The sequence below is a fragment of the Cyanobium sp. ULC065 genome, assembly GCF_977927515.1.
In genome coordinates this window covers 1,868,470-1,888,886 of the sequence record NZ_OZ376393.1, presented here as the reverse complement: position 1 = coordinate 1,888,886, position 20,417 = coordinate 1,868,470, and the positions used below count along the sequence as shown (strand labels likewise).

Annotated in this window: 30 protein-coding genes; 15 read left to right on the top strand and 15 right to left on the bottom strand. The window is 67.1% G+C overall.

Annotation, left to right across the window (positions count from 1 at the left end; genetic code table 11):
- Window positions 1-22 precede the first annotated feature (22 nt).
- The 9 genes from ACXMDP_RS09315 to ACXMDP_RS09275 all read right to left on the bottom strand — a co-directional run bounded on the left by ACXMDP_RS09315 (window position 23) and on the right by ACXMDP_RS09275 (window position 6,084).
- Complete coding sequence (locus ACXMDP_RS09315) at window positions 23-1,330, bottom strand: hypothetical protein (RefSeq protein WP_259729336.1); 1,308 nt, start codon at window positions 1,328-1,330, stop codon at window positions 23-25.
- Window positions 1,320-2,972 (bottom strand): class I adenylate-forming enzyme family protein, encoded by a 1,653-nt coding sequence (locus tag ACXMDP_RS09310; RefSeq protein WP_259729337.1) that lies wholly within the window; start codon window positions 2,970-2,972, stop codon window positions 1,320-1,322. The genes ACXMDP_RS09315 and ACXMDP_RS09310 overlap by 11 nt, the downstream gene beginning before the upstream one ends.
- 59 nt (window positions 2,973-3,031) lie before the next feature.
- Window positions 3,032-3,271, bottom strand: coding sequence for a type II toxin-antitoxin system HicB family antitoxin (locus tag ACXMDP_RS09305; RefSeq protein ID WP_259729338.1), 240 nt, complete (start codon window positions 3,269-3,271; stop codon window positions 3,032-3,034).
- A 290-nt stretch (window positions 3,272-3,561) separates the two neighbouring features.
- A complete protein-coding gene (locus ACXMDP_RS09300; protein ID WP_259729339.1) occupies window positions 3,562-3,771 on the bottom strand; it encodes an addiction module protein in 210 nt (69 codons plus the stop codon).
- Window positions 3,772-3,902: 131 nt separating this feature from the next.
- Window positions 3,903-4,106 carry a hypothetical protein gene (locus tag ACXMDP_RS09295; RefSeq protein ID WP_259729340.1) on the bottom strand — a complete coding sequence of 68 codons (204 nt, stop codon included), beginning with the start codon at window positions 4,104-4,106 and terminating at the stop codon, window positions 3,903-3,905.
- A gap of 12 nt (window positions 4,107-4,118) precedes the next feature.
- On the bottom strand, window positions 4,119-4,352 hold the full coding sequence (locus ACXMDP_RS09290; RefSeq protein WP_216916331.1) for a DUF433 domain-containing protein: 234 nt from the start codon (window positions 4,350-4,352) through the stop codon (window positions 4,119-4,121).
- A gap of 526 nt (window positions 4,353-4,878) precedes the next feature.
- Complete coding sequence (locus ACXMDP_RS09285; RefSeq protein WP_259729341.1) at window positions 4,879-5,220, bottom strand: HepT-like ribonuclease domain-containing protein; 342 nt, start codon at window positions 5,218-5,220, stop codon at window positions 4,879-4,881.
- Window positions 5,217-5,531, bottom strand: coding sequence for a nucleotidyltransferase family protein (locus tag ACXMDP_RS09280; protein WP_259729342.1), 315 nt, complete (start codon window positions 5,529-5,531; stop codon window positions 5,217-5,219). Before ACXMDP_RS09280 ends, ACXMDP_RS09285 begins: the two co-directional genes overlap by 4 nt.
- Before the next feature lie 283 nt (window positions 5,532-5,814).
- On the bottom strand, window positions 5,815-6,084 hold the full coding sequence (locus ACXMDP_RS09275) for a hypothetical protein (RefSeq protein ID WP_259729343.1): 270 nt from the start codon (window positions 6,082-6,084) through the stop codon (window positions 5,815-5,817).
- A gap of 238 nt (window positions 6,085-6,322) precedes the next feature.
- On the opposite strand from ACXMDP_RS09275, the gene ACXMDP_RS09270 reads away from it, so the two are divergent.
- The 11 genes from ACXMDP_RS09270 to ACXMDP_RS09220 all read left to right on the top strand — a co-directional run bounded on the left by ACXMDP_RS09270 (window position 6,323) and on the right by ACXMDP_RS09220 (window position 10,732).
- Window positions 6,323-6,712: a helicase-related protein gene (locus ACXMDP_RS09270; RefSeq protein WP_457766738.1), complete on the top strand. Its 390-nt coding sequence runs from the start codon at window positions 6,323-6,325 to the stop codon at window positions 6,710-6,712.
- Between the two features lie 116 nt (window positions 6,713-6,828).
- On the top strand, window positions 6,829-7,785 hold the full coding sequence (locus tag ACXMDP_RS09265) for a DUF3427 domain-containing protein (protein ID WP_457766736.1): 957 nt from the start codon (window positions 6,829-6,831) through the stop codon (window positions 7,783-7,785).
- A gap of 68 nt (window positions 7,786-7,853) precedes the next feature.
- Window positions 7,854-8,051, top strand: a complete 198-nt coding sequence (locus ACXMDP_RS09260; RefSeq protein ID WP_015109365.1) for a type II toxin-antitoxin system HicB family antitoxin — start codon at window positions 7,854-7,856, stop codon at window positions 8,049-8,051.
- Between the two features lie 35 nt (window positions 8,052-8,086).
- Window positions 8,087-8,263: a type II toxin-antitoxin system HicA family toxin gene (locus ACXMDP_RS09255; RefSeq protein WP_259729346.1), complete on the top strand. Its 177-nt coding sequence runs from the start codon at window positions 8,087-8,089 to the stop codon at window positions 8,261-8,263.
- A gap of 79 nt (window positions 8,264-8,342) precedes the next feature.
- A complete protein-coding gene (locus ACXMDP_RS09250) occupies window positions 8,343-8,477 on the top strand; it encodes a hypothetical protein (RefSeq protein ID WP_259729347.1) in 135 nt (44 codons plus the stop codon).
- Window positions 8,478-8,534: 57 nt separating this feature from the next.
- Window positions 8,535-8,834: a nucleotidyltransferase family protein gene (locus tag ACXMDP_RS09245; RefSeq protein WP_457766733.1), complete on the top strand. Its 300-nt coding sequence runs from the start codon at window positions 8,535-8,537 to the stop codon at window positions 8,832-8,834.
- 1 nt (window position 8,835) lies between these two features.
- Window positions 8,836-9,189 (top strand): HepT-like ribonuclease domain-containing protein, encoded by a 354-nt coding sequence (locus tag ACXMDP_RS09240; protein WP_259729349.1) that lies wholly within the window; start codon window positions 8,836-8,838, stop codon window positions 9,187-9,189.
- Between the two features lie 341 nt (window positions 9,190-9,530).
- Window positions 9,531-9,764: a DUF433 domain-containing protein gene (locus ACXMDP_RS09235; protein WP_259729350.1), complete on the top strand. Its 234-nt coding sequence runs from the start codon at window positions 9,531-9,533 to the stop codon at window positions 9,762-9,764.
- Window positions 9,761-10,117 (top strand): DUF5615 family PIN-like protein, encoded by a 357-nt coding sequence (locus tag ACXMDP_RS09230; RefSeq protein WP_259729351.1) that lies wholly within the window; start codon window positions 9,761-9,763, stop codon window positions 10,115-10,117. The genes ACXMDP_RS09235 and ACXMDP_RS09230 overlap by 4 nt, the downstream gene beginning before the upstream one ends.
- 154 nt (window positions 10,118-10,271) lie before the next feature.
- Window positions 10,272-10,496 carry a HepT-like ribonuclease domain-containing protein gene (locus ACXMDP_RS09225; protein WP_457767218.1) on the top strand — a complete coding sequence of 75 codons (225 nt, stop codon included), beginning with the start codon at window positions 10,272-10,274 and terminating at the stop codon, window positions 10,494-10,496.
- 53 nt (window positions 10,497-10,549) lie between these two features.
- On the top strand, window positions 10,550-10,732 hold the full coding sequence (locus ACXMDP_RS09220) for a hypothetical protein (RefSeq protein ID WP_259729352.1): 183 nt from the start codon (window positions 10,550-10,552) through the stop codon (window positions 10,730-10,732).
- A 3-nt stretch (window positions 10,733-10,735) separates the two neighbouring features.
- Here the strand turns inward: ACXMDP_RS09220 and ACXMDP_RS09215 are convergent, their stop codons facing one another.
- Window positions 10,736-11,293, bottom strand: a complete 558-nt coding sequence (locus ACXMDP_RS09215) for a hypothetical protein (RefSeq protein WP_259729353.1) — start codon at window positions 11,291-11,293, stop codon at window positions 10,736-10,738.
- Window positions 11,294-11,480: 187 nt separating this feature from the next.
- On the opposite strand from ACXMDP_RS09215, the gene ACXMDP_RS09210 reads away from it, so the two are divergent.
- Window positions 11,481-12,761, top strand: coding sequence for a hypothetical protein (locus ACXMDP_RS09210; RefSeq protein WP_259729354.1), 1,281 nt, complete (start codon window positions 11,481-11,483; stop codon window positions 12,759-12,761).
- A gap of 50 nt (window positions 12,762-12,811) precedes the next feature.
- Here the strand turns inward: ACXMDP_RS09210 and ACXMDP_RS09205 are convergent, their stop codons facing one another.
- Both ACXMDP_RS09205 and ACXMDP_RS09200 read right to left on the bottom strand, forming a co-directional pair.
- On the bottom strand, window positions 12,812-14,545 hold the full coding sequence (locus ACXMDP_RS09205; RefSeq protein ID WP_259729674.1) for a protein adenylyltransferase SelO: 1,734 nt from the start codon (window positions 14,543-14,545) through the stop codon (window positions 12,812-12,814).
- Between the two features lie 90 nt (window positions 14,546-14,635).
- Complete coding sequence (locus tag ACXMDP_RS09200; RefSeq protein ID WP_259729355.1) at window positions 14,636-16,216, bottom strand: FAD-dependent monooxygenase; 1,581 nt, start codon at window positions 16,214-16,216, stop codon at window positions 14,636-14,638.
- Between the two features lie 208 nt (window positions 16,217-16,424).
- Between ACXMDP_RS09200 and ACXMDP_RS09195 the strand changes: the two genes are divergently transcribed.
- Complete coding sequence (locus ACXMDP_RS09195; protein ID WP_259729356.1) at window positions 16,425-17,084, top strand: glutathione S-transferase family protein; 660 nt, start codon at window positions 16,425-16,427, stop codon at window positions 17,082-17,084.
- Between the two features lie 39 nt (window positions 17,085-17,123).
- On the opposite strand, the gene thiD is transcribed toward ACXMDP_RS09195, so the two are convergent.
- Complete coding sequence (gene thiD / locus ACXMDP_RS09190) at window positions 17,124-17,918, bottom strand: bifunctional hydroxymethylpyrimidine kinase/phosphomethylpyrimidine kinase (RefSeq protein ID WP_259729357.1); 795 nt, start codon at window positions 17,916-17,918, stop codon at window positions 17,124-17,126.
- Between the two features lie 24 nt (window positions 17,919-17,942).
- A complete protein-coding gene (locus ACXMDP_RS09185; protein ID WP_259729358.1) occupies window positions 17,943-18,080 on the bottom strand; it encodes a hypothetical protein in 138 nt (45 codons plus the stop codon).
- An 86-nt stretch (window positions 18,081-18,166) separates the two neighbouring features.
- On the opposite strand from ACXMDP_RS09185, the gene ACXMDP_RS09180 reads away from it, so the two are divergent.
- Window positions 18,167-18,346 carry a hypothetical protein gene (locus ACXMDP_RS09180; protein ID WP_259729359.1) on the top strand — a complete coding sequence of 60 codons (180 nt, stop codon included), beginning with the start codon at window positions 18,167-18,169 and terminating at the stop codon, window positions 18,344-18,346.
- The gene (locus ACXMDP_RS09175; protein WP_259729360.1) at window positions 18,343-19,167 is read left to right on the top strand and encodes an HlyD family efflux transporter periplasmic adaptor subunit; all 825 of its coding nucleotides are present in this window, start codon (window positions 18,343-18,345) and stop codon (window positions 19,165-19,167) included. Before ACXMDP_RS09180 ends, ACXMDP_RS09175 begins: the two co-directional genes overlap by 4 nt.
- A gap of 34 nt (window positions 19,168-19,201) precedes the next feature.
- Here the strand turns inward: ACXMDP_RS09175 and ACXMDP_RS09170 are convergent, their stop codons facing one another.
- Window positions 19,202-20,374 (bottom strand): class I SAM-dependent methyltransferase, encoded by a 1,173-nt coding sequence (locus ACXMDP_RS09170; RefSeq protein WP_259729361.1) that lies wholly within the window; start codon window positions 20,372-20,374, stop codon window positions 19,202-19,204.
- Between the last annotated feature and the right edge of the window lie 43 nt (window positions 20,375-20,417).

Here is a 20,417-nt window from a genome sequence, read left to right as displayed (position 1 = left end):
GCACAGGCGAGGGTGGATTGTCTCAGGCGGTCGGCCGGGGCCCAGCGGCCAGGTCGTCGATGGTCTGCTCCAGCAGATCGCGGCCGCTGTCGTACACGACGCGCGGCGCCGGCCGGCCAGCCTCGGCGGCGCCCAGTCGGCGGGCGGCGGCACGGCGGCGCTTCAGCTGGGGATCGGCGTGGCGGGCTGCCTGGGCCCAGGCCTGACGGCGGCGATTGCGGGCGGCGATGGCACGGTTGCGCCAGTGCTGCAGCGGCAGGCGGGCCAGGGGCAGGAGCAGCAGCAACAGGGCGTAGCCGATGGCGAATCGGGCCAGCCAGGCCACCGGAGGCAGCCAGGCGGGCGTGATCGCCAACAGCCACGGCGAGAGCACCAGCAGGGCCCCGACGGTGAGGCCGTAGGCGACCCGTTGCCCGGCTCCGGCCCGGCTGAAGCGAAAAGCCCGCTCGCGCAGGGGCGGCACCGGCCCATCAACGCCGGCGGCGCCGGCGGGGATCGAGGGGAAGCCATAGATCAGGTCCCCGTCCTCACTCACCTCGGGGCGGCCGTCGAAGCGCAGCAGCACCGGCAGCATGGCGGCATCGGCCAGGTCACGGCGGCGGTCAGGATCGGAGGGGCAGTCGGGCAGATCGAGCAGCGGGGCAAGGTCCTCGGCGATGACCACGCCACCGTGCAGGCGCAGGAAGGCGGCGATGCGGCGCCAGCGCAGCGGCTCCAGGCGGGCATTGGGATCGCCATCGCCGAACAGGATCGAAAACACGGCGCTGAGGAAGCCCAGGGAGGCCGGATCGGCGCCCTCGCCGGGCAGATCCCAGAGCAGGCTCCACAGTTGCTGCGGCTTGACGGAGGAGGAGCCCCCGCGCGCCGGGGACCGGATGCCGGAGACGAGCAGATCCAGGATGGAGAGGGGCACCTGGGCGAGCCCCTGCAGCAACGCCAGGCCGGCATCGTCGCCGTCGTCGCTGCTGAACAGCCGCACGATCAGCAGCACCGACAGGATCAGCACCACCAGGGTGGTGACCAACAGCAGCACCAGCCCGAAGCTGAGCCGGATCAGCCGGGCGGCGAGGCGCAGGGCCACCTGCAGCCGGGCCTGCAGGCGCCGGCGGCCGCTGCGGGCCAACAGCCGCATCCGCAGCGCGGGGGGGAAGACGAACAGCAAGGTGCCGTCCTCGGCCGCCTGCAGGCGACCGGACACTTCGGCCACCAGGGCCAGCAGCCCCGGCTCCACCTCCCGCAGGGACAGGCCGGTGCCTGCGGCCGCCTCGCCGACGCTGCAGCGGCGCCCGCGGTTGCCGATCCAGTCGAGCAGGGAGGCCTCAACCGGCATGCAGCCCATCCGCCGCCAGCTGGCGCAGGGCCAGCCGGTCGGTCTTGCCCACCGGGGTGAGGGGCAGGTCGGGCAGCACGCGGATCTCCTCCGGCGCCTTGTAGCCGACGCGGGCCCGGGCAAAGGCGATCAGTTCGGCTTCGCTGGGGACGGGCTGGTCGTGGCGGAGGGTCAGATAGGCCCGCACGTTCTCGCCGTGCACCGGGTCCTGGATGCCGATCACCCCCACCAGATCCACGGCCGGATGCTCTGAGAGCGCCTCCTCCACCTCCTGGGGACAGATGTTGGAGCTGTCGTGCACGATGATCTGCTTGCGACGGCCGCAGAACCAGAAGTAGCCCTCGGCATCGACCCGCATCTCATCGCCGGTGTCCAGCCATCCCTGTTGGATGGTCTCGGCGGTGGCCTCGGGGTTGTCCCAGTAGCCCAGCATCTGGGAAGGGGCCTGGATCCAGAGGCGTCCCTGCTCGCCCGGGGCCACCTCGTTGCCGTCCTCGTGGCGCAGGCTGGCGCTGAACCCCGGGCAGAGCCGGCCGACAGAGCCGATCCGGTTCTGGCCCGACGGGGGCGCCAGGGTGGCGTAGCCGATTTCACTCATGCCGAAGCATTCGTCGATGCTGAAGCCGGCGGCTCGGCAGAACTCCTCCTGCAGCTGGTGGGGCACCTTGTCGCCGCCGCTGATGCAGAGGCGCACCGAAGCCAGATCCGTCGGCAGCAACCGTTCATCCCGCAGCAGCTCGAACAGGGCGGCGGGCAGCATCAGCAGCACCGACGGCCGATGGCGCCGCAGCAGGGTTTCCACGGTGGGCGCATCGATGCGGCTGGCGATCGCAGCGGAGGCGCCGGCGGCCAGGGCAGCCAGCACGAGGGCACAGGAGGCGATGTGGGCCAGGGAGCTGCCGGCCAGCACCTCCTCCCCGGCCCGCAGTTCGCTGGCCTGGATCAGCGACGTGAGCACGGCGGCGAAGCTGGCCCGGCTGTGGGTGACACCCTTCGGCCGGCCGGTGCTGCCGGAGGTGAAGTAGATGAAGCAGGGCTCGTCGTCGGCCAGGGGGGGCCAGGGCGGGACGTCGCCGCCGGCGGGGGCCGCGGCCAGCAGGTCGTCGAACCCGGTGCGATCTTCGATGCCGTGGCAGCCAAGCGGCAGTTGGCCCGCCACGGCACTGGCCTGCACATCGGCCAGCCGTTCGCCGTGGAACACCAGGGCCGCGGCGCCGCTCACCGTCAGCGCATGGTCGATTTCCGGGGCCACGTAGCGGTAGTTGAGGGGGGTGAGCACCAGGCCACTGCGCAGCCCCGCCAGGTAATGGACGACCAGCTCCACCCGGTTGGGGATCAGGGAGGCGAGCCGGTCGCCCCGCTGCAGCCCCAGCCGCTGATAGGCCCTGGCCAGCTGCTCCGCCTGCCTGTCGAGCTCGGCCCAGCCGATGCTGTGTTCGAGGTCCTGCAGCGCCGGTGCCGCCGGGTTGCGCCCCAGGCCGGCCGCCAGGAGGCGGTTCAGGTCGATGGATGGGGCCAGGGGCGGGCCGTGGTGGGGCATGGAATGCCGCTCGCCCGCCCACTCTGGCAGCGGTTTGGTGTCCGGCAGCCGCCATTGCGGCAGCGCGTTCTGGCCGTAGGGGACTGCATGGGGGCAGACCATCGCCGAAGGCATCAGCGTGAGGTTCGTGGTTCAGCGGTGGCTGAGGAATCCCTCCAGGGTCAGGACGGCACCACGATCTGCTGCAAGCCCACGAAGTCGCTTTCCAGGGTCGGCTCGCCGTCCTCCAGGAGCATGGCGATCACCTCCTGGAGGTTGGCCTGCAGTTCATCGAGGGTCTCCCCCTGGCTGTGGGCACCGGGGAAGCCTGGGACGTAGCCCACAAGCATTCCTGTGTCCGCGCAGCGCTCGATGACGGCGGAGAACGTGCGCACAGCCTCTGCTTCTTTCAGTGGATTCATCGTAGGCAACCCGCCAGGTCTGGCCGAGGGGGTGATGGAGGGGAAGGCATCGCCGCAGGGCTTCTCCTCCACAAGTGCCACCCCCTGTCACACCCGCCAGGATTTCAGAGCGCTGCTCTCGGAAGTAGACGGCATAGGGAAACCTCCGGAGCACGAGCCTGCGGACCTGCCCGTGAATCATGGGGAAGGATCTGGGATCGAGGCGGATGCGCTCTCTCGCCTGCCGTACCAGCGCTGGGTCGCCAGCAGATCCTCCACCGCCTCCGGCAGGAAGCGAACCGGGCGCATGGTCATCCCAGGCCGAGCTGGCTCCGCACCTCATCCCAGCGCACAGCCGCTTCGGTGTTGTCGCGATGGGTCGCCCAGCGCCGGTCTAGCTCGGCGAAGAGGGAAGGGTCCACTGGCAGCGCCCCATCTCGGGCCTGGTCATCCAGGCTGTCCCACAGGGCTATCGCCAGGGCCAGCCGCTCGCTCTGGGGCAGTTGCAGCAGGTCAGACATGGGCGTCATCGCCACTCCTCCCGGCAAGAAGTCCATCGTAAGCGCGGTCGAAGCTGGGCAAAGGGGTTGGAGAGATGGATGCCCATGAGCCAGGTGGTCAAGCGGGTCATCGGCGCCGAGTTCACTGACGTTCAATGCCGAACAACCAATGCCTTCCGACTCAGCTCGATGAGGACATGGGTTTCAAACAGCCGGTTCAGCTCCGGAAGAACACGAAGCAGCAGAGCGGTGAGATCCTGGTTGCCGATGTTGCCCGTGGCCACAAGCAGAAGCCTGGCGGGAGTGCCGCGCAAGAGATGACTGCGGCCGAACGAGCGATCGTGGCAGCTGGGCATCCAGCAGGATCCTCATGCAGAAAGGAGATCAACCCGCTGAATTCGGGATAGCTGGGTTGCGTACTCAAGCACTGCCGTGATGTCTTCAGCCTCGAGATCTGGATAATCGGCGAGAATGTCAGCCGCACTCATCCCAGCTGACAACAGTTCGAGCACCATCTCCACGGGATAACGCAACCCGCGGATGGTTGGCTTTCCATGGCAGATCTCAGGGTTGATGGTGATGCGCCCAAGCTGGTCTGTCATGACGGTTTCCTGGCTTCCCCAGCCTAAGGGGGACAGCAGATCACAACCGTGAGCTGGTTGTGGCCCTGGCATGGGGATCTTTTGGGCCTCTCCTCACCAATGCCACCCCGTCTCACCCCGCCAGGATTCCCCATGACCCCGCCCCCTCCACCACCTACCAGCGCCTGCGGCAGTGCATCGCCGAGCGCAGGCGCATGAGCCCCATCGACCAACCCCTCATGCTCATGGAGCTGCGGGGCCGCCAAAGCCCCGCCCCAGCGCAGGACGTGGCCCTGCGGATCCTGGGCGGCCGATGGTGGGCAAGGTGCTCACCGGCAACAGCATCACCGCCTACGGCAGCGGCGCCTACAGCCTGATCGGTAGCGACGAGCTGAGTGACGCCGCTACCTAGCCAAAGGCCAGCATGGCTCAGCCACTACGCAACGCGCTGCTGCAGCTATGCCGCGAGTGGCAGGATCACCCGCTCTTCGTGATCCAGGGGGCTCATGGTGGGACTCCTTGGCAGTAGGCGATGCTGGCTTCGCGCTCAATCGTTCCTATGCCGCTCAATCAGCGAGTGTACGGTGAGACCAAGGGGAGGAAGATCACGCGCCACGGTTTCCCAGACCTGCTCCAGATTCACACGCAAGTAATCATGAATCAGAACATCTCGCATGCCGGCGATGGACTTCCAAGGAGTGGACGGTTCGGACTCGCAAAGATCCGCGAACGGATTCTTCACGGCTTCGCCGACCACGATCAAGTTACGGATCACTCCATCCTGCACAAGCGTGGAAGCAAGAAAGGCTGAGTGGCCTTCTATGGAGTAGAGAGTGATGCGCTCAAGAGCTTCGGCAATGTTGGTGAGGTAAAGGAGATCCTTGCTCACAAAGCCTTTGCCTGAGCAATGATCTGATCGCGGATCAAAGGATGCAACTGCGCAGCTTCCGCCAGATCCACCTGGCAATTCAAGAGAGCTTCCAGTTCCTGCCGAAGAGCGATCACGTCCAGCAGGGAACAGCCCCGTTCCAGATCGACCAGCAGGTCAAGGTCGCTGCCGGGCCGATCCTGGCCACGGGCCACCGAGCCATAGATCCGCAGGTTGCGGGCCCCATGGCGGTGAGCCACGGCAAGCACCTCCTCACGGGCGCCCTGGAGCCGCTGGGAGAGGGAGGTTTCCTGGGTCGAAGGGGCAGCCATGGCTCCATTCTGGACTGCATCCCCATCGAGGGCGATGGGAACGACACCCCTCGGCGACCTGCTGCAGCTGCCTCGGGCCGCGCCGGCGGCAGCCGTGGATCTGAATTCCGCCGCCAGGGGGGGCTATCGCCACCGCGTGCTGAAGCGGAGTGGGAGAGGGGCTGGGGCGGCACAGCTACCCCCGAAGCCAGGTTGGCTGCAGCCACTGCACGCCCAAGCCAGAAGGATTCCCAACAGGGGCTACTGCCTGACGGGCCGCCCAAAACCACGAAGCTCCACACGCTCAGGGTCGATCGAGAAGCCTGCCGCTCACGTACTTGTGAAGGACACTGCTGATCAGGGTCTGGTAGGGAATGCCCTCCTGCAGGGCACGGGCACGCAAGGCGCCCAGATCCTCACTGGTGAGGCGAATGTTGATGCGCTGATCCTTGGTGGCCGTTGACCTTGCGGAGGCTTCCAGGCGGGAGCGCTCTGCAGCCGTGGCCACCGAACGGAGCGTGCCCGCTTCGAAGGCTTCCAGGATCTCCTGCTCTTCGTGATCAAGGGGGTTCATGGTCGGTCTCCTGGGCGGTAGGCGATGGTGGCTTTGCGGCTGGGAATGATGGTTTTGAGAAAGAGGTGATCGTCGGCCTCGACATAAGGCACCAGATGGGCATAGCCGGAGATCAGAACGACAAGAATGCGCTGGCCTGGGTATCGAGCCTGGTGACGACGCCCGCCTGCGCCTGATCCTGCGCGAACTGGCAGACAAGGTCACCAACCTGGCGGCGATGCGGGCCCTGGGCTTCTGCGTGAGCGTGGAGCACGCCCATTGGATGGCCCGCAAGTTCGTGGCCGCCGGTCTGCGCGCCGCCGCCCTGGATGCCTCCAGCCCCCGCGACGAGCGTGCCGAGCAGATCCGCCGCCTGCGCTCCGGCGAGCTGCAGATCCTGTTCGCGGTGGATCTGTTCAACGAAGGCCTCGACATCCCCGACATCGACACGGTGCTGTTCCTGCGCCCCAGCGAGAGCGCGATCGTGTTCCTGCAGCAGCTCGGCCGCGGGCTGCGCCTCTGCCCGGGCAAAAGCTGCCTCACGGTGCTCGATTTCATCGGCCAGGCGCACCGCAACTTCCGCTTCGACCTCCGCTACCGCGCCCTGCTCGGCGGCACGCGCGACCAGCTGGAGCAGCAGATCAAGTAGGGGTTTCCCTTCCTGCCGGCCGGCTGCAGCCTGCAGCTCGATCGGGTGTCGAGCCAGCGGGTGCTGGCCAATCTGCGCGAGTCGCTGCCCAGCCGGCGGCCCCAGTTGCTGGCGGAATGCCGCCGCCTCGGGCGCTGTTCGCTGGCGGGGTTGCTGGAGGGGCTGGGGATGGAGCTGGGGAGTTCTACCGGGTGGCGGGGTCATGGGCTTTGCTGCAGCGGGAGCTGGGGTGGGGTGCCGGGGCGGCCTCAGGGGAGCCCAGCGACGATGAAAAGCGGCTGGGGCGTGGCATCGCCGGCGGCCTGCTGCATCTCGACGACCCGGAGCGGTTGCGTTGGCTGGTGGATCAGCTGCAGCGCCCCGTGGCTCCCGATCCGGCGGGTTTGGATCCTTGGGCCGAGCGCCGCTGGCGGATGCTGATGACCCAGCTCTGGGGCAGCGGCCGGCAGCACGTGCCCCTGGCCGAGGCCCTCGTGCGGCTCTGGGCCGCCGCCGAGCTCCGCGCCGAGCTGGTGGAGCTGTTTGAGCTGCTGCTGGAGCGCACCACCCATCTGGTGGCGCCCCTCGCCTGGCCGTTCGTGGCCGATGGCGAGCCGGCCCCGCCGGTGCCCCTTGGCCTGCATGGCCGCTACTCCCGCGCCGAGGTGTTCGCCGCCTTTGGGCTGCTCAACGACACCAGGCCCTTCCCAGGCCGGGAGGGAGTCTTCTTCGATGAAGCCACCCGCTGCGACGTCTTCTTCATCACCCTCAAGAAATCCGAGCGGTTGTTCTCCCCCACCACCCGCTACAACGATTACGCCATCTCCCCGTGGGAGTTCCACTGGGAGAGCCAGAGCCTCACCCGGGAAGCCTCACCCACCGGGCAGAGATACATCCACCACGTTGAGCGCGGCAGCCGGGTGCTGCTATTCGTGCGGGAGGAGAACAGGCGCGGCGGGGTGACGCTGCCGTTCCTGGGCCTGGGCTTTGCCGAGTATGTGAGCCACGAGGGCGAGCGGCCGATGGCGATTCGCTGGCGGCTGCAAAGGGCGATTCCGGGGGGCTTCTATACGGAGCTGGCGGTGGCGGTTTGAGGGGACTGGGAGGCAGAGGCCAGCTCCATGCCGCTTAGCCTGAACGCAGGTCAGGGAGTCAGACCGGCATGAGCTACCGCATCCGGCTGTTGGAAACCGAAGAGGGTTGGTCAGTGAGCTGCCTTGACCTGCCGGGCTGCCACTCCCAGGGAGCCAACAGGGACGAAGCACTGGCGAACATCCGCGAAGCGATTGCCCTCTGGCTGGAAGTGGAAGCTGAGGAGGGTGGCGTGCGCAGCGTGGAGACGATGGAACTCGCCATCTGATGCCGCGGCTACCGGGAATCAGCCAGAAGGAGGCCGTGAGGGTGTTTCTGAAGCTGGGGTATCGGATTGTCCGCGAGTCGGGTCATCTGATCCTGAGCAATGGTGAGCGTCGGCTCGTGATCCCAAGACACGACCCCATCAACGCCATCACCATGGGCGCGATTGCGCGCGATGCAGGTCTGACGCCTGAGCAGTTCCGCCAGCTGCTGTGATGGTCGAAGAGGAGCGTCTCAACGGTGCCACCACCACCCGCTACAACGACGTCGCCATCCCCTACATAACCGGGGCGGGATGGCACTGCCGTTCCTGTGCCTGGGCTTTGCCGAGTATGTGAGCCACGAGGGCGAGCGGCCGATGGCGATTCGCTGGCGGCTCCATAGGGCGATTCCGGGGGCCTTCTACCCGGAGCTGGCGGTGGCGGTGTGAGGGACCCGAAAGCTCCATTAACCTGACCCCATGGACACAGCTGCCCCGCTACTGCCCTTGCTGATCGACCGGTTGGAGCCGCTCAGGCGCCTGTGCGCCCTCTACGGGGTGGACCGGCTGGAAGTGTTCGGCTCGGCGGCGAAGGGCCTGTTTAACCCCGCCAGCAGTGACCTGGACTTCATCGTGCAGATGTCGGGCCAACGGGAACCGGGCTATGCACGACGCTTCTGTTCCTTCGCCGATGAATTGGAAGCCCTCTTCGGCCGTCCGGTGGATCTCTTGACGGAACCCATGATCCACAATCCCTATTTCCGGAAAGACGTGGATGCGTCACGCCGGCTAATCCTGGAACTCTGAAATGCGAAGAGAGGCGCTGAAACGCCTGCTTGACGCCTTTGAGGCCATAAAGGCGATTGAACGCTTCATCGAGAACTGCACGCTTGATCACTACCTTGACGATGAGCTGATCCAATCAGCTGTGGAGCGCAAATTTGAAATCATCGGAGAGGCTCTCAAGAGGGCCCTTGAGGCCGATCCAAGTGTGCTCACGATCATTCCCGATCTACACCGCATCGTTGGTACACGGAACAGAATCATCCATGTGTACGAAGCCGTAGATCAGCTGATTCTCTGGGATTCGATCCAGAATGACCTACCTGGCCTGAAAAGCTCTCTATTGGCTGTGTTGGAGAAGGATCCTCCCACCACTTAGCCATTGGCATCCTCACCGCCGCCGCCCTCTGCATCCACCACGAAGGCGTGATCTGGCACTCAAGCGAAGCCCTCTTCTCCCCACTCCACCCCCGCACCCGCGACCTGGCCCTCGGCCCCTCTCGGTTCCACTGGGAGAGCCAGAGGAGCGTCGGCTGGACACGGTCAGGGAGCCATTCGTTTGTCTCGGCTTTGGCTGATACCAGAGCCACAGTTGTCAGCGGCCGATGGTGATCTGTCAGCGGCTGAAGCGGGAGATCCCGGCAGCCTTGCTGCATGGTTGTGGCGTGGGACAGCAGCTGCTCCCCACCATCCCTGGCGTTGGCGGTTTAGCGTTGATCCATGGATATCCAGGCAAGGATCACGATCAACCCGGCGGTGCGCTTCGGCAAGCCGTGCGTTCGTGGCACTCGGCTCACCGTGGGAGATTTGCTCGGTTCTCTGGCCAGCGGCATGAGCGAAGCGGAATTGCTGGAAGACTTCCCGCAGCTCAGCCACGACGACGTGCTGGCCTGCCTCGCCTACGCGGCAGATCGGGAACGTTGCCTGATCACCCTGTCCTCATCGGCGGCGTGAGCGTCCGCCTGCTGCTGGACGAGAACCTCTCAGAACGGCTACTACCACTGCTCTTGGATCGGTTTCCCGATTCCAGCCATGTGCGGCTGCTCAGCCTGGGTGGAGCTGATGATCCGGTGATCTGGGAGCAGGCCCGCTCTGATGGTGCTCTGTTGGTAACCAAGGACGAGGATTTTCTCCGGCTCAGCGTGACGCGCGGTTTCCCTCCCAAGGTGATCTGCCTGGCCATCGGTAACGCCGGCAATGCTGCAACGGCGGCTCTGCTGCTTGCTCACGTCGAGGCCATTGAGGCTTTCTCAACCCATCCCGAAGCTGGCTTCCTGCTTCTGAGGCCAATTGGCCAGGCTCCATAGAAGATTCAGTGTCAGGAAAGCGAGCAGGTCCTGTGGGTCACTAAGTGAAGATCCGTTGGCGGCTTAGCGTCATGCCAAGCCCCGCCTCAGCGCTCACTGCCGGCCATGGACGTCAGTTCCGAAACACCGTGCGCAGTTCGAGGCGAATCAGCTAATTCAGGACGCCGTTCTTCGCAACATCGAGCTGATCGGCGAGGCCGCCACTCGCATCCCAGAGGAGGTGAGGCTCGCTCATCCTGAGATCCCCTGGCGGGAGATCATCGCGATGCGCAATCAACTCATCCACGCCTACCTGGGGGTCGATCTTGATATGGTGTGGGATGTGATCCAGGTGGAATTACCACAATTGATCTTTCAGCTGAAGACCGTTCTGTCCTGACGAGCAGCCTGGTCGTGCGGGGATCATGAGGTCCCTGGATCTACTGCGAAGGCGTGCTCTGGCACCAGAGCAGCGCCACCAACCTGTTGTTCATCACCCTGCACTCAAGCGAAGCCCTCTTCTCCCCCACCACCGGCACCCGCGACCTGGCCCTTGGCCCCTCTCGGTTCCATTGGCAGAGCCAGAACACCGGCGCGAGGCCAACCGTCAACGCCATGGTCGCCGAAAAGGTGTAGACCCTACTCAGCCTCGGTGGAAGCGTCAGGAACATCATCGAGCTTCTGGCAGACACCCTTCGAGTTCCACTTGGCGGGTTCAAGATCCGTGAACGTACCGGTTTCGCCCTTGTAGCTGAGGTTTTGGAGATCGACGGTGTTGGTCTCCCACTCCATCTGTGGCCGATACCGTTTCACCTCCCAGTGAACCTCCTGCGAGGTGATCCTCACGAGCGTCTCATCCACCAGACCTCGCGCATCCGGATCTGGGATGTCGGAGTTCCAGAAGGTGTTCGTCCTGTCCAACGTACGGGGATCCAGTTCCTGTACTTGTTGCTGGCGGGGATTGACGCGGACGGTCTTCAGCGAGCCTCCCTCGAGCTGGCAACGCAGCAGAAAGGGCTTCGGCTTCAGGAGATGCTCACAGCCAGCGAGAAGGAAGGCCAGTGTCATCATCACCAGGTGCCGCGTGCAGAGTGGGAGCATTAGTGAAGAGCCCAACGCTGCATCCAGATCCAGACCAGCAGCTTGCTTCAGGTGTCCTGCCTCGCCACCAAGGTGTTCACGAACCGCATCAACCAACCGCGGACATCAACCACCTCAGCGATAACCCCCGTGTGGCTGCCGCCTTGCTTGCAGCTGGGGGCGGTGATGCTGTCTTACCTGTTTGTTGGCCCGTGGGGTTGGGCGCGTGCCGGGCAGCATCGTTTCCACCCAAACTCAACGGCGGTGCTGCTGCTCGGTTCCATCCTCCACTGCCACGACCTCGATGATCCGTTTCTCTGCTGCTCAACCTGAGCTTGTGCGGTTGCTGGGGGAGCGCGGTGGTGCGCTTACCGCCGGAGAGGCGGCATCCCGCACGGGCCTCTCCCTGGAGCTGATGGAGCGCCAGCTGCTGGAGCTGGCGGTAGCCGCTGGGGCGACTCTGCGGGTGAGCAACGACGGCAGCGTGGCCTACCACTTCCCACGCCATCTTTGGCGAAGGTTGCTGGCGCATTCCTGGCGGTTGCGGCTGGGGGCCACGCTCGGCTGGCTCTGGCGGCAGTCCAGCCGGCTGGTCCGCCTTGTGATCGGCACGCTTCTGACGTTGCTGGCGTTGCTGCTGGTCACTGGCCTGATGCTGACCGGCCGGATTCCGGCCTCCGCGGAGTTCCTCAATGCCATGGGTGGTCTGCTGCTGCACGTTGTGCTTGGCGTGGGCGACAGCGTGGCCGGCCTCGCCAGGGGCCGCCGCCATCAGGGTGATGATCCGGTCGCCTTGCAACGACAGAAAGCCATCCAGGAAGACCTGGAGCTTCTGGAGTCGCTGTTTTCGGTGCTCTTCGGCGATGGCGATCCCAACCGCAACCTCGAGCAGCGGCGTTGGCGCCGTATCGGCTGCTTCATCGCCCATCGTGGTGGGGCCGTGATTGCCGAGGATCTGGCGCCTCTGCTGGATCTGCCCCCCCGGCCCGCCGACGCTGAACGGGCCAGTGAGATCGCCGATGCCGCGATGCTGCCGGTGCTGCTGCGCTTCGATGGCCGCCCGGAGGTGAGTGAAGAGGGCGATTTTGCTTATCACTTCCCGAGCCTGCAGGTGAGCTCCGGGCTCGCCATGCCTGCAGCCGGCCGTAGCCAGACCCTTGCTGCGGATCGCCCCTCACCCCCGCTGCGGGAGCGGCGGTATGTCTTCAGCCGCGCAAGCTCGGACGTGCGCTGGGCCTATGCCGTGCTCAGTGGCGCCCTGCTGCTGCTCGCCCCGATGCTGTTCGATATCCTTCAGCCCACGCCGCCCCTGCTGGCGGGTCTGGCCTGGTTCAGCATCGGTTACGCCCTTCTGCTGATCGCGATCCCGCTGCTGCGGCTGGCGACCCTGCGCGGGCTCAACCGCCCCATTGAGGAGCGCAACAGTCTTCGCACCGGCTGGGCGCGCAGCGCCAGCTCCCCCACCGGGCGCCTCGACCGCAAACGATCCTTTGCCCGCCGCTTCGCCCGCCACCGGCACCTCGGCAGAGACGGCTTGGCCTACACGACCGAGAAGGGAATGCTTGAGCAGGAGATTGAGTCCTGATCGCTGCTCACCATCACCTTGGCGAACCTCCGCGTGTGGACCGGTTCGGCTCAGGACGAGCAGCTGTAGTGCGACACTCCTCCGGCGTTGAAGAACTCCCTGGGCTTCAGGCGGTCGTAGGTGGCCGCCAGTTCCGGGCTCAACTCTGTGTAGGGATGGCGGAACACCGCCTGCAACTCCTGGATCGCTGTGGTGTCGCCTTCGGCAGCTTGTTGATAAGCCGGTGCGATCAGCCATTCACGCCAGGTGATTGCCGGGTTCACACGCTTCATCGCTGCAGATGTCTCGCTGAGGTTGCCATTGGCCGTGACTTGTGCACGCCAGCGTTGCAACCACTGCGTCCATTGCCTATCGAGCTCGTCTGAATTCGGCAGGTAGAAGCTCTCTGTCAGGGCGGAGAGTTGCTCGGGGATGGCAGAAAGCCTGCGGAAAAAGATCGTGTAGTCGACCTTGGAGTGCACCATCAGTTGCAGCAGCTCGTTCACCAACGTGGCGTCGTAGGAGATCAGGCCAAGCTTGCTGGCCCACATCGCCTCGATCTCCTGCTGCATCGCTTCGGCGAAGCCATCGCGGATCTGATCCAGCCTGGCCAGGGCCTCCGTGTTGTCCTCGAGCAGTGGCCGCAGGGCGGACCAGAACATCTGGAAGTTGGCTTCAGCCGCTGCCGGTTGATTGAAGAAGCTGAAATGCTCGCCGCCGCCGGTCCAGGGTTGAAATCTGGGATCAAACAGTTCGCAGAAGCCGAAGGGGCCATAGTCGAGGGTGTAGCCGCCTGCCGCGCAGTTGTCGCTGTTGAAATTGCCCTGGCAGTAGCCCACACGGATCCAGTTCGCCACCAGTGAAGTGAGCCGCGCGCGGAACAATCCCGCCAGCTCCAGCACCTGGTCGCTGAACTGCAGACCCGGTTCAATCTCCTGCCGGTAGTTGCGCTCGATCAGGTGGGCCACGATCATCCTCAACTCGTTCAGCGCCTCCGGATGGGCCTGGCGGCGGACGCGGCGGGCGAACAGCTCCAGCTGGCCCACCCGCAGGAAGGAGGGCGCCACGCGGGTGGTGATCGCTGCCGGGTTGTTTACCAGGATGTCGGGATCGAACGAGCGCGAGTTCGGGGAATACCAGGGCCGGCGCACGGTTTCGGATCGCGATGCATAAAGCGTGAGGGAGCGGGAGGTGGGCACCCCCAGGGCGTGCATCAACTCCTGCGCCAGAAACTCGCGCACGCTGGAGCGCAGCACGGCGCGGCCATCGGCGCCGCGGCAGTAGGGCGTGGGCCCACCGCCTTTCAGTTGCATCTCCCAGCGACGACCGTTGAACACGCCTTCGAACACGGAAAGGGCCCGGCCATCGCCGTAGCCGTTGCCGGTGCCGAACGGGCACTGCTGGATGTATTCGCTGCCGTAGATCGAGAGGGCATAACCGGTGGCCCAGCCGTAGGGCCGCATCGGCTCTGTGGCCACGCTGATGTCGCCGGAAAACAGCCGCCGGAACTGGTCGTCGCGGACCAGTGATTCGCTCAGGCCCAGCTCGTGGAAGAGGGTGCTGCTGTGTGCCACCAGCTCCGGCGCTGGCAGCGGTGTGGGCGTGACCGGCACGTAATGACCGGAGAACACCTGACGGGGCTGGTGATCAACGCCATCGACCGTGGCCTGCGGGTCCGCGCGCAGCGAATCCAGCAGCGAATAGTCGGCCCGTTGGGCAAACGCCGCGAACGTGGTGGTTGTCGGCTCAGCTGTCGTCGGCGCTGGTGCCGCGGCTGGTGCGGGCTCTGTTGACGGCGCGGATATCGGCACGGATGACGGCACGGAACGTTCGGGTTGGGGCGGCCTGGGCAGGGCCCTGACGCTGAGGTCCCCATCCTGGCGAAACGGAGCGCATCAGCGGCCCCTCAACAGCGCCACATACCGCTGCACCGCGCTGCGGTGATCGGTGTCGGCTCGCAGGGCGATGAAGCCGTCGGGCCGCACGGCCAGAAGCGTGAGGGGCGCCAGGCCCAGGCTGGACGCCTCCTCCAGCCGTAGGGACACCACCGCCTCCACCAAGACCTGCGGGACCGTGCCGGCAGCCCTGTCGGCCTCCAGTTCGGCCTGCAGGCACGCGAGTGCCTCCGGGGGCGTCTCGGGGCCCGCCAGCAGCAGCAGCGTGTGGCCGCACCGGTGTGTGAGCGTGTGCAGAAGGCTCGTGCCGGCATCGGGCGGCACCGCGATCGTGGTGGGCAGCCGTTGACCGGCACCTAAGCCGAGGGCTTCTGCGAAGCCGTGCGGCTGGCTGTCACTGCCGCTCAAGATCGCCGAGCTGGCGTAGCTCACGTTCATCTCGGCTTCCGCCACCGCCTCCTGATGGCTGGCCACCGGATTGGCCAGCATGGCGGCGATCGCCCGGTCGCGGGCGGCACGCTCGCCGCTGTCCTGCAATAAGTGGGCCTGCTCGGTAGCGTCGCTGGAGCGGCAGATCTGCTGCGCCACCGGACGCCGCTCCTGCTCGTAGCTGTCCAGCAGGGAGGAGTCAGCGGCGCCTTGGTGCACCAGGGCCAGCTTCCAGGCCAGGTTGGCGGCATCCTGCAGCCCGCAGTTCATGCCGTGCCCCTCGGCGGGAGAGCACACGTGGGCGGCATCGCCGGCCACAAACACCGGCCCGGCGCGGAAGGCGCTGGCCACCCGGCTGTGGCAGTGGAAACGGCTGGGGTTCTCCACGGCGGTGAAGCGGGCCTCCGGCAAGTAGCGCCGCAGCACGGCGGCGGCCTCCGCCTCAAGGTCGCCCTGGTCGCCTGCGGGCCGCAGGTACACCCGCCAACGGCCCTCGGGCAGGGCCGTGAGGATCAGGGGCGATGGGTCGAGGTAGGCCGCATTGACCTCGTGGCTCTCGGCCCAGCCCTCCACCGCGGCATCGAACACGGCCCAGGGGCGGGCGATGCCATGGCCCTCGAAGCTGAGCCCGCTCAGTTCGCGGGTGGTGCTGCGCAGGCCGTCGCAGCCCACCACCCAGCGGGCCTGCACGGTCTGCTCCCGCCCATCGCAGTCCACCGTGGCGGTCACGCCGTCGTTGTGGGGCTGGAGAGCCACCAGCCGGCAGGAGCGGTGCACCGCGCCCCCCTCCCCCTCGAGATGATCCTTGAGGATCGCTTCGGTCACCTCTTCGGAAAGGCCGAGATTGAAGCCGTAGCGGCTGCCGCAGTCGGCCAGATCCAGTTCCCCGAGCCGCTGGCCATCGGCGTGGATCAGGATTCTTCGCTGCCGGCAGCCAGCTTCGAGAAACCGATCCACCAGCCCGAGCGCCTCGAAGATTTCCAGCGAGCGTGGGTGGATCACCGTGGCCCGGTCCCAATGCAGGGCTTCAGCGCGGGCGTCGATCAACAGGTTCGGAACGCCGCGGCGCTGCAGCTCTCCGGCCAGCAGCAATCCGGTGGGGCCAGCTCCCACCACGAGCACGCAGGTTTGGCTGGGAAGGGACAGAACCATGGCGCCCAGGCAGGTCAAGTCACCGCGAGGCACAGTAAATCGACCCAGGGGCGCGGGCGCAGTCCAGGCCTTGGCGATGCGATACACCTGGTGCGGAGGGTGCACCCGCTGGCACGCCCAGCGGTCAGCCTCCCTGGCCGTGCGCCTGACGGGTCGCTTTCTCCACCCAGAGCCCTGAAGCGGCCCTGCCGCCGAGCTGATTCCCCCCATGACCATCGCCCAGCTCAAGCTGTTCCACGCCTCCGCCACCCGCAGCGCCCGTGTGCGCTGGGCGCTTCATGAGGTCGTGGGCGAGGCCTTCGTGTTGGAGCGCCTTGATCTGGCAGCGGGCGACCAGTTCGCCCCCGCCTTTGCGGCTCTCAACCCCAACCGTTCCGTGCCGGTGCTGCAGGTGGTCCGCGACGACGGCAGCGTGCAGACCCTGATCGAGAGCGCCGCGATCGTGCTGTTCCTGGCGGACGCCTACCCCGCCGCCTGCCTGCTGCCGCCGGAGCCCGCCTCCCCGCAGCGCGCCGACGTGCTCCAGATGCTCCAGTTCGGTGCCACCAGCGTCGATCGCCTGCTCTGGCAGCTCCGGCTGCACGAGAAGCTGCTGCCACAGGCGGAACGGGACCCCGGTGAGGTTGAACGCGCCCGCCGCCGCTTCCAGGAGCAGGTGGAACCCCAGCTGGCCGAGCGCCTGCGCCGGGACCCCCACATCTGCGGCACCGCCTTCACTGCCGCCGATCTGGTCATGGGCCACAACGTGCTCTGGGCCCGCTCCATTGGTCTCTGCGGCGAGCGCATCTTCCAGCGCTACCTGGCCCTGCTGGGCCGCCGCCCCGCCTTCGCGCGCGCCTTCGATGACATCAAGACCATCACCCCTTGACGCCTCCTGCGCAGCAGCAAGCGGCTGTGGATCGCAGCTTCACCCCAACGCCTGATGCCAATGGCACAGCGGACCCTGGCCACCGCCGATCGCCAGGGCATGGCGCAAGCCGCCCGCTACGAAGGCCTTGGCGGTCTGGATCGCCGCTGCCAGTGCGGCGCCACGGGCCAACTCCGCTGTGATCGCCGCCGAGAGGGTGCAACCGCTGCCGTGGCTGTGGGGCGTGTCGATCGGCTCCAGGCGAAACCACTGGATGCGGCCGTCACGCCACAGCACGTCGCTGCCGCACAGGCCCCGCAGCCCGCCGCCCTTGATCAGCACCGCCTTGGGCCCCAGCGCGGCGATGCGCTCCGCCGCCAGCTCCAGATCGTCGGCGCTCTCCAGCGGCCGCCCGACCAGCAGCCGTGCCTCGTGCACGTTGGGGGTGAGCAGGTCTGCCAGCGGCAGCAGCTGGGCTTTGAGGGCCTCGATCGCCTCCAGCTCCAGCAGCACCGCCCCTGCCCGCGACACCATCACCGGATCGATCACCCGGGCGGCCGCCAGCGGGGCGATTGCGGCGGCGGTGGCCTCAATCAAGCCCTGGTTGAGCAGCATGCCGGTCTTGAGCGCCGCCACCGGCAGATCCCGCGTCACTGCCTCCACTTGGGCCCGCAACGCCTCGCGGGGCAGGGCATCCACCCGCTCCACGCCGCGGGTGTTCTGGGCCGTGACGCAGGTGATCGCCGAGCAGCCATGCACCTGCAGGGCGCTGAACGTTTTGAGGTCGGCCTGGATGCCGGCGCCGCCGCCGGAATCACTGCCGCCGATGGTGAGCGCAATCGGAATCAAGGCCATGGCAGCGGCAGCGACGCACCGTCTCTATCGCAGCGCCTCCAGGAAGGCGGTCACTTCATCGCACCAGAGAATCCACTCCTGCTCAAAGAGGATGCCGCGGCGCAGGGTGAGGCAGCGGAGCTGAAGGCGACGGCAATCGCCCCACCCCGATGCTGATCTCACACCCTGTCACAACTCGGGCATGGCGCTCCCCAGCAGGCTGGGTAAGGTCTGGTCATGTCTTGGCTTCCTGGTTGAAGATGCCGCTCATGCCTCGATCTGCCCATCTCCTGGTGCTGGCCGCCGCCCTGGTCGGCGCGGAGCCGGTCCAGGCACAGCAGTCGAAGCAGCAGGCGGAGGCCAACCGCGACCGCTGCCGCAATGGTGTGCTGATCGGTGGGGCCGCCGGCGGTTGCGTGATCAACCGGGGCGTGAACGAAGGCAAATGAGGAGCTTCCGCCTCCTCGGCGTGATCGTGCTGCTGGCCTCAGGGGCCGGGGTGGTGCAGGCCCTGCGTGCCAGCGGGCCCTTCGAGCCGCTGTCGGCGCCCGGCCGGCTGGAGCTGGCGGGTGAGACCCGCAAGCTGGCCGCCCCGCTCAGCAGCAACGGCATCAGCCCGCGCCTGGTGCAACTGCTGGTGCAGGAAGGCGACAGCGTGCAGCGCGGCCAGGTGCTGGCCCGCTTCGACAGCGGCCCTGCCCTGCAGGCAGAGCGCCAGTTGCTGCAGCGCCGCTCCGAGCAGCTGCGCCTCCAGGCAGACCGCGTTCAGGCCGATGTGGAACGCTTCCGGCCGCTGGTGCAGGTCGGGGCCCTCTCCCGCGCCGATCTGCAGCAGCGCGAGCAGCAGTTGGTGGAGCTCCAGGCCGGCATGGAGAGCACCCGCCAGGCGATCGCCCGCACCGACGTCGAGCTGGAAAGCAGTGCCCTGCGTGCCCCGATGGACGGCAAGGTGCTGCGCCTCTACGCCCGCGTGGGCGAGCGGCCGGGGGTGATGAACGTGCTGGAGCTGGGCACCAGCGACCGGCTCGAAGCGATCGCCGAAGTGGATGCCAGCGATCTGACCCGCATCCGTCTGGGCCAGCCGGCCCGGATCAGCAGCCTCAGCGGCGCTTTCCCCGGCAGCCTGGCGGCGCGGGTGCGCCAGGTGAATCCCGCCGATGGCGCCCCCACCGATGGCGTGGTGGATGTGCAGCTGGAGCTTGACCCCGCCGATGCCCGCCGTGTGCGACAGCTAGTAGGACTGCGCACGATCACCCGGTTTGCTACCTGATCCGGAGCCAGGGATCTCTCAGCTCGCTGCAGCTTCAGCCAGCTTCTGTGGGATCGGGGTCCTGCAGGAACTGGCTTGCCGCCGGGATCTCACCCTCGCGATCGCTGCGCTGGAAGGCCAGCCAGCGGAAGTCACCCAGGGCGGTGGGATCCACCAGCCGCAGCAGTGCTTCGCGGCGTGCCAGCAAATCGGCCAGATCCACGCCGTGCCCGCTCGATTGCTGCAGCCCGTGCAGGCGCTGGGCTAGACCCAGGGCAAGCAGGGCTTCCCCCTGACGGCGCTGACCCAGCAGCTGCCAGCCGCTGGCCGCCGCCGCCGCCGCCAGGCTGTCGATGCACAGGTGGGCGGTGAGATCCCACGTGCCCGGCTCCAGCAGCGGATCGCCGCTGGCCCGCTGCTCCCGGTAGGCCATCAGGGTGCCGTCGCAGCGCGAGGGCGCGTAGTAGCGCCAGGCCTCCAGGGCGTAGTCGATCACCAGCAGCCGTCCTTGCCCCAGCGCAGCGCCGCAGGCCGCCAGCCAGGGCTCCAGGCCGGGATGCAGTTCGCTGCACCAGCCTGCGGGCCGCTGAGCGCCCGGCGTCGCCAGCCCCAGGGGCTGCAGCCGCGCCGCCGCTTCCGGCTCCAGGGGTTCGCCCGGCTCCAGCCGCAACGTCCCCGCGTGGAGCGTCACCCGCTGGCGGCGCCAGGCCGCCCCGTCCGAAACGATCCGCTCCACCGCCAGGGCATCGAGCACCTCATGGGCCACCACCACACCGGCCAGCGGAGCGTCCGCCAGCTGCCCAAAACTGCTCCAGCGCACCGGCAGCGGGCAGTGCTGCAGCCGCTCGCGCTGGCGAGCGGCCATACCGGCATTGGGTTCCACCAGCACCAGTTCGGTGCGGGCAGCCAGCTGGGGCCAGCCGGCCACCAGTGCCTGCGCCAGTTGCGCCGCCAGCTGCCCCTCGCCCGGGCCTGTCTCCACCAGCGACAGCGTCCTGTCGGCGTCCAGCTGCTGCAGCCACTGGGCCAGCTGGGGGGCCAGCAGGGCGGCGAAGTCCGGGCCGAGCGCAGGCGCGGTCACGAAATCACCGGCGCGGCCGATGCGCAGACGGCCAGCGCCGTAGGCGCCGTGCTCGGGATCGTGCAAGGCCCACTCCATATAGGTGCGGAAGGGCACGCTGCCGCCTGCCGCATGAAGACGCTGTTGCAGCCAGAGGGGAACGGACACGGGCAGGCCTGGCGTTAAGGAGAATCGGAGCACATTGAACCTG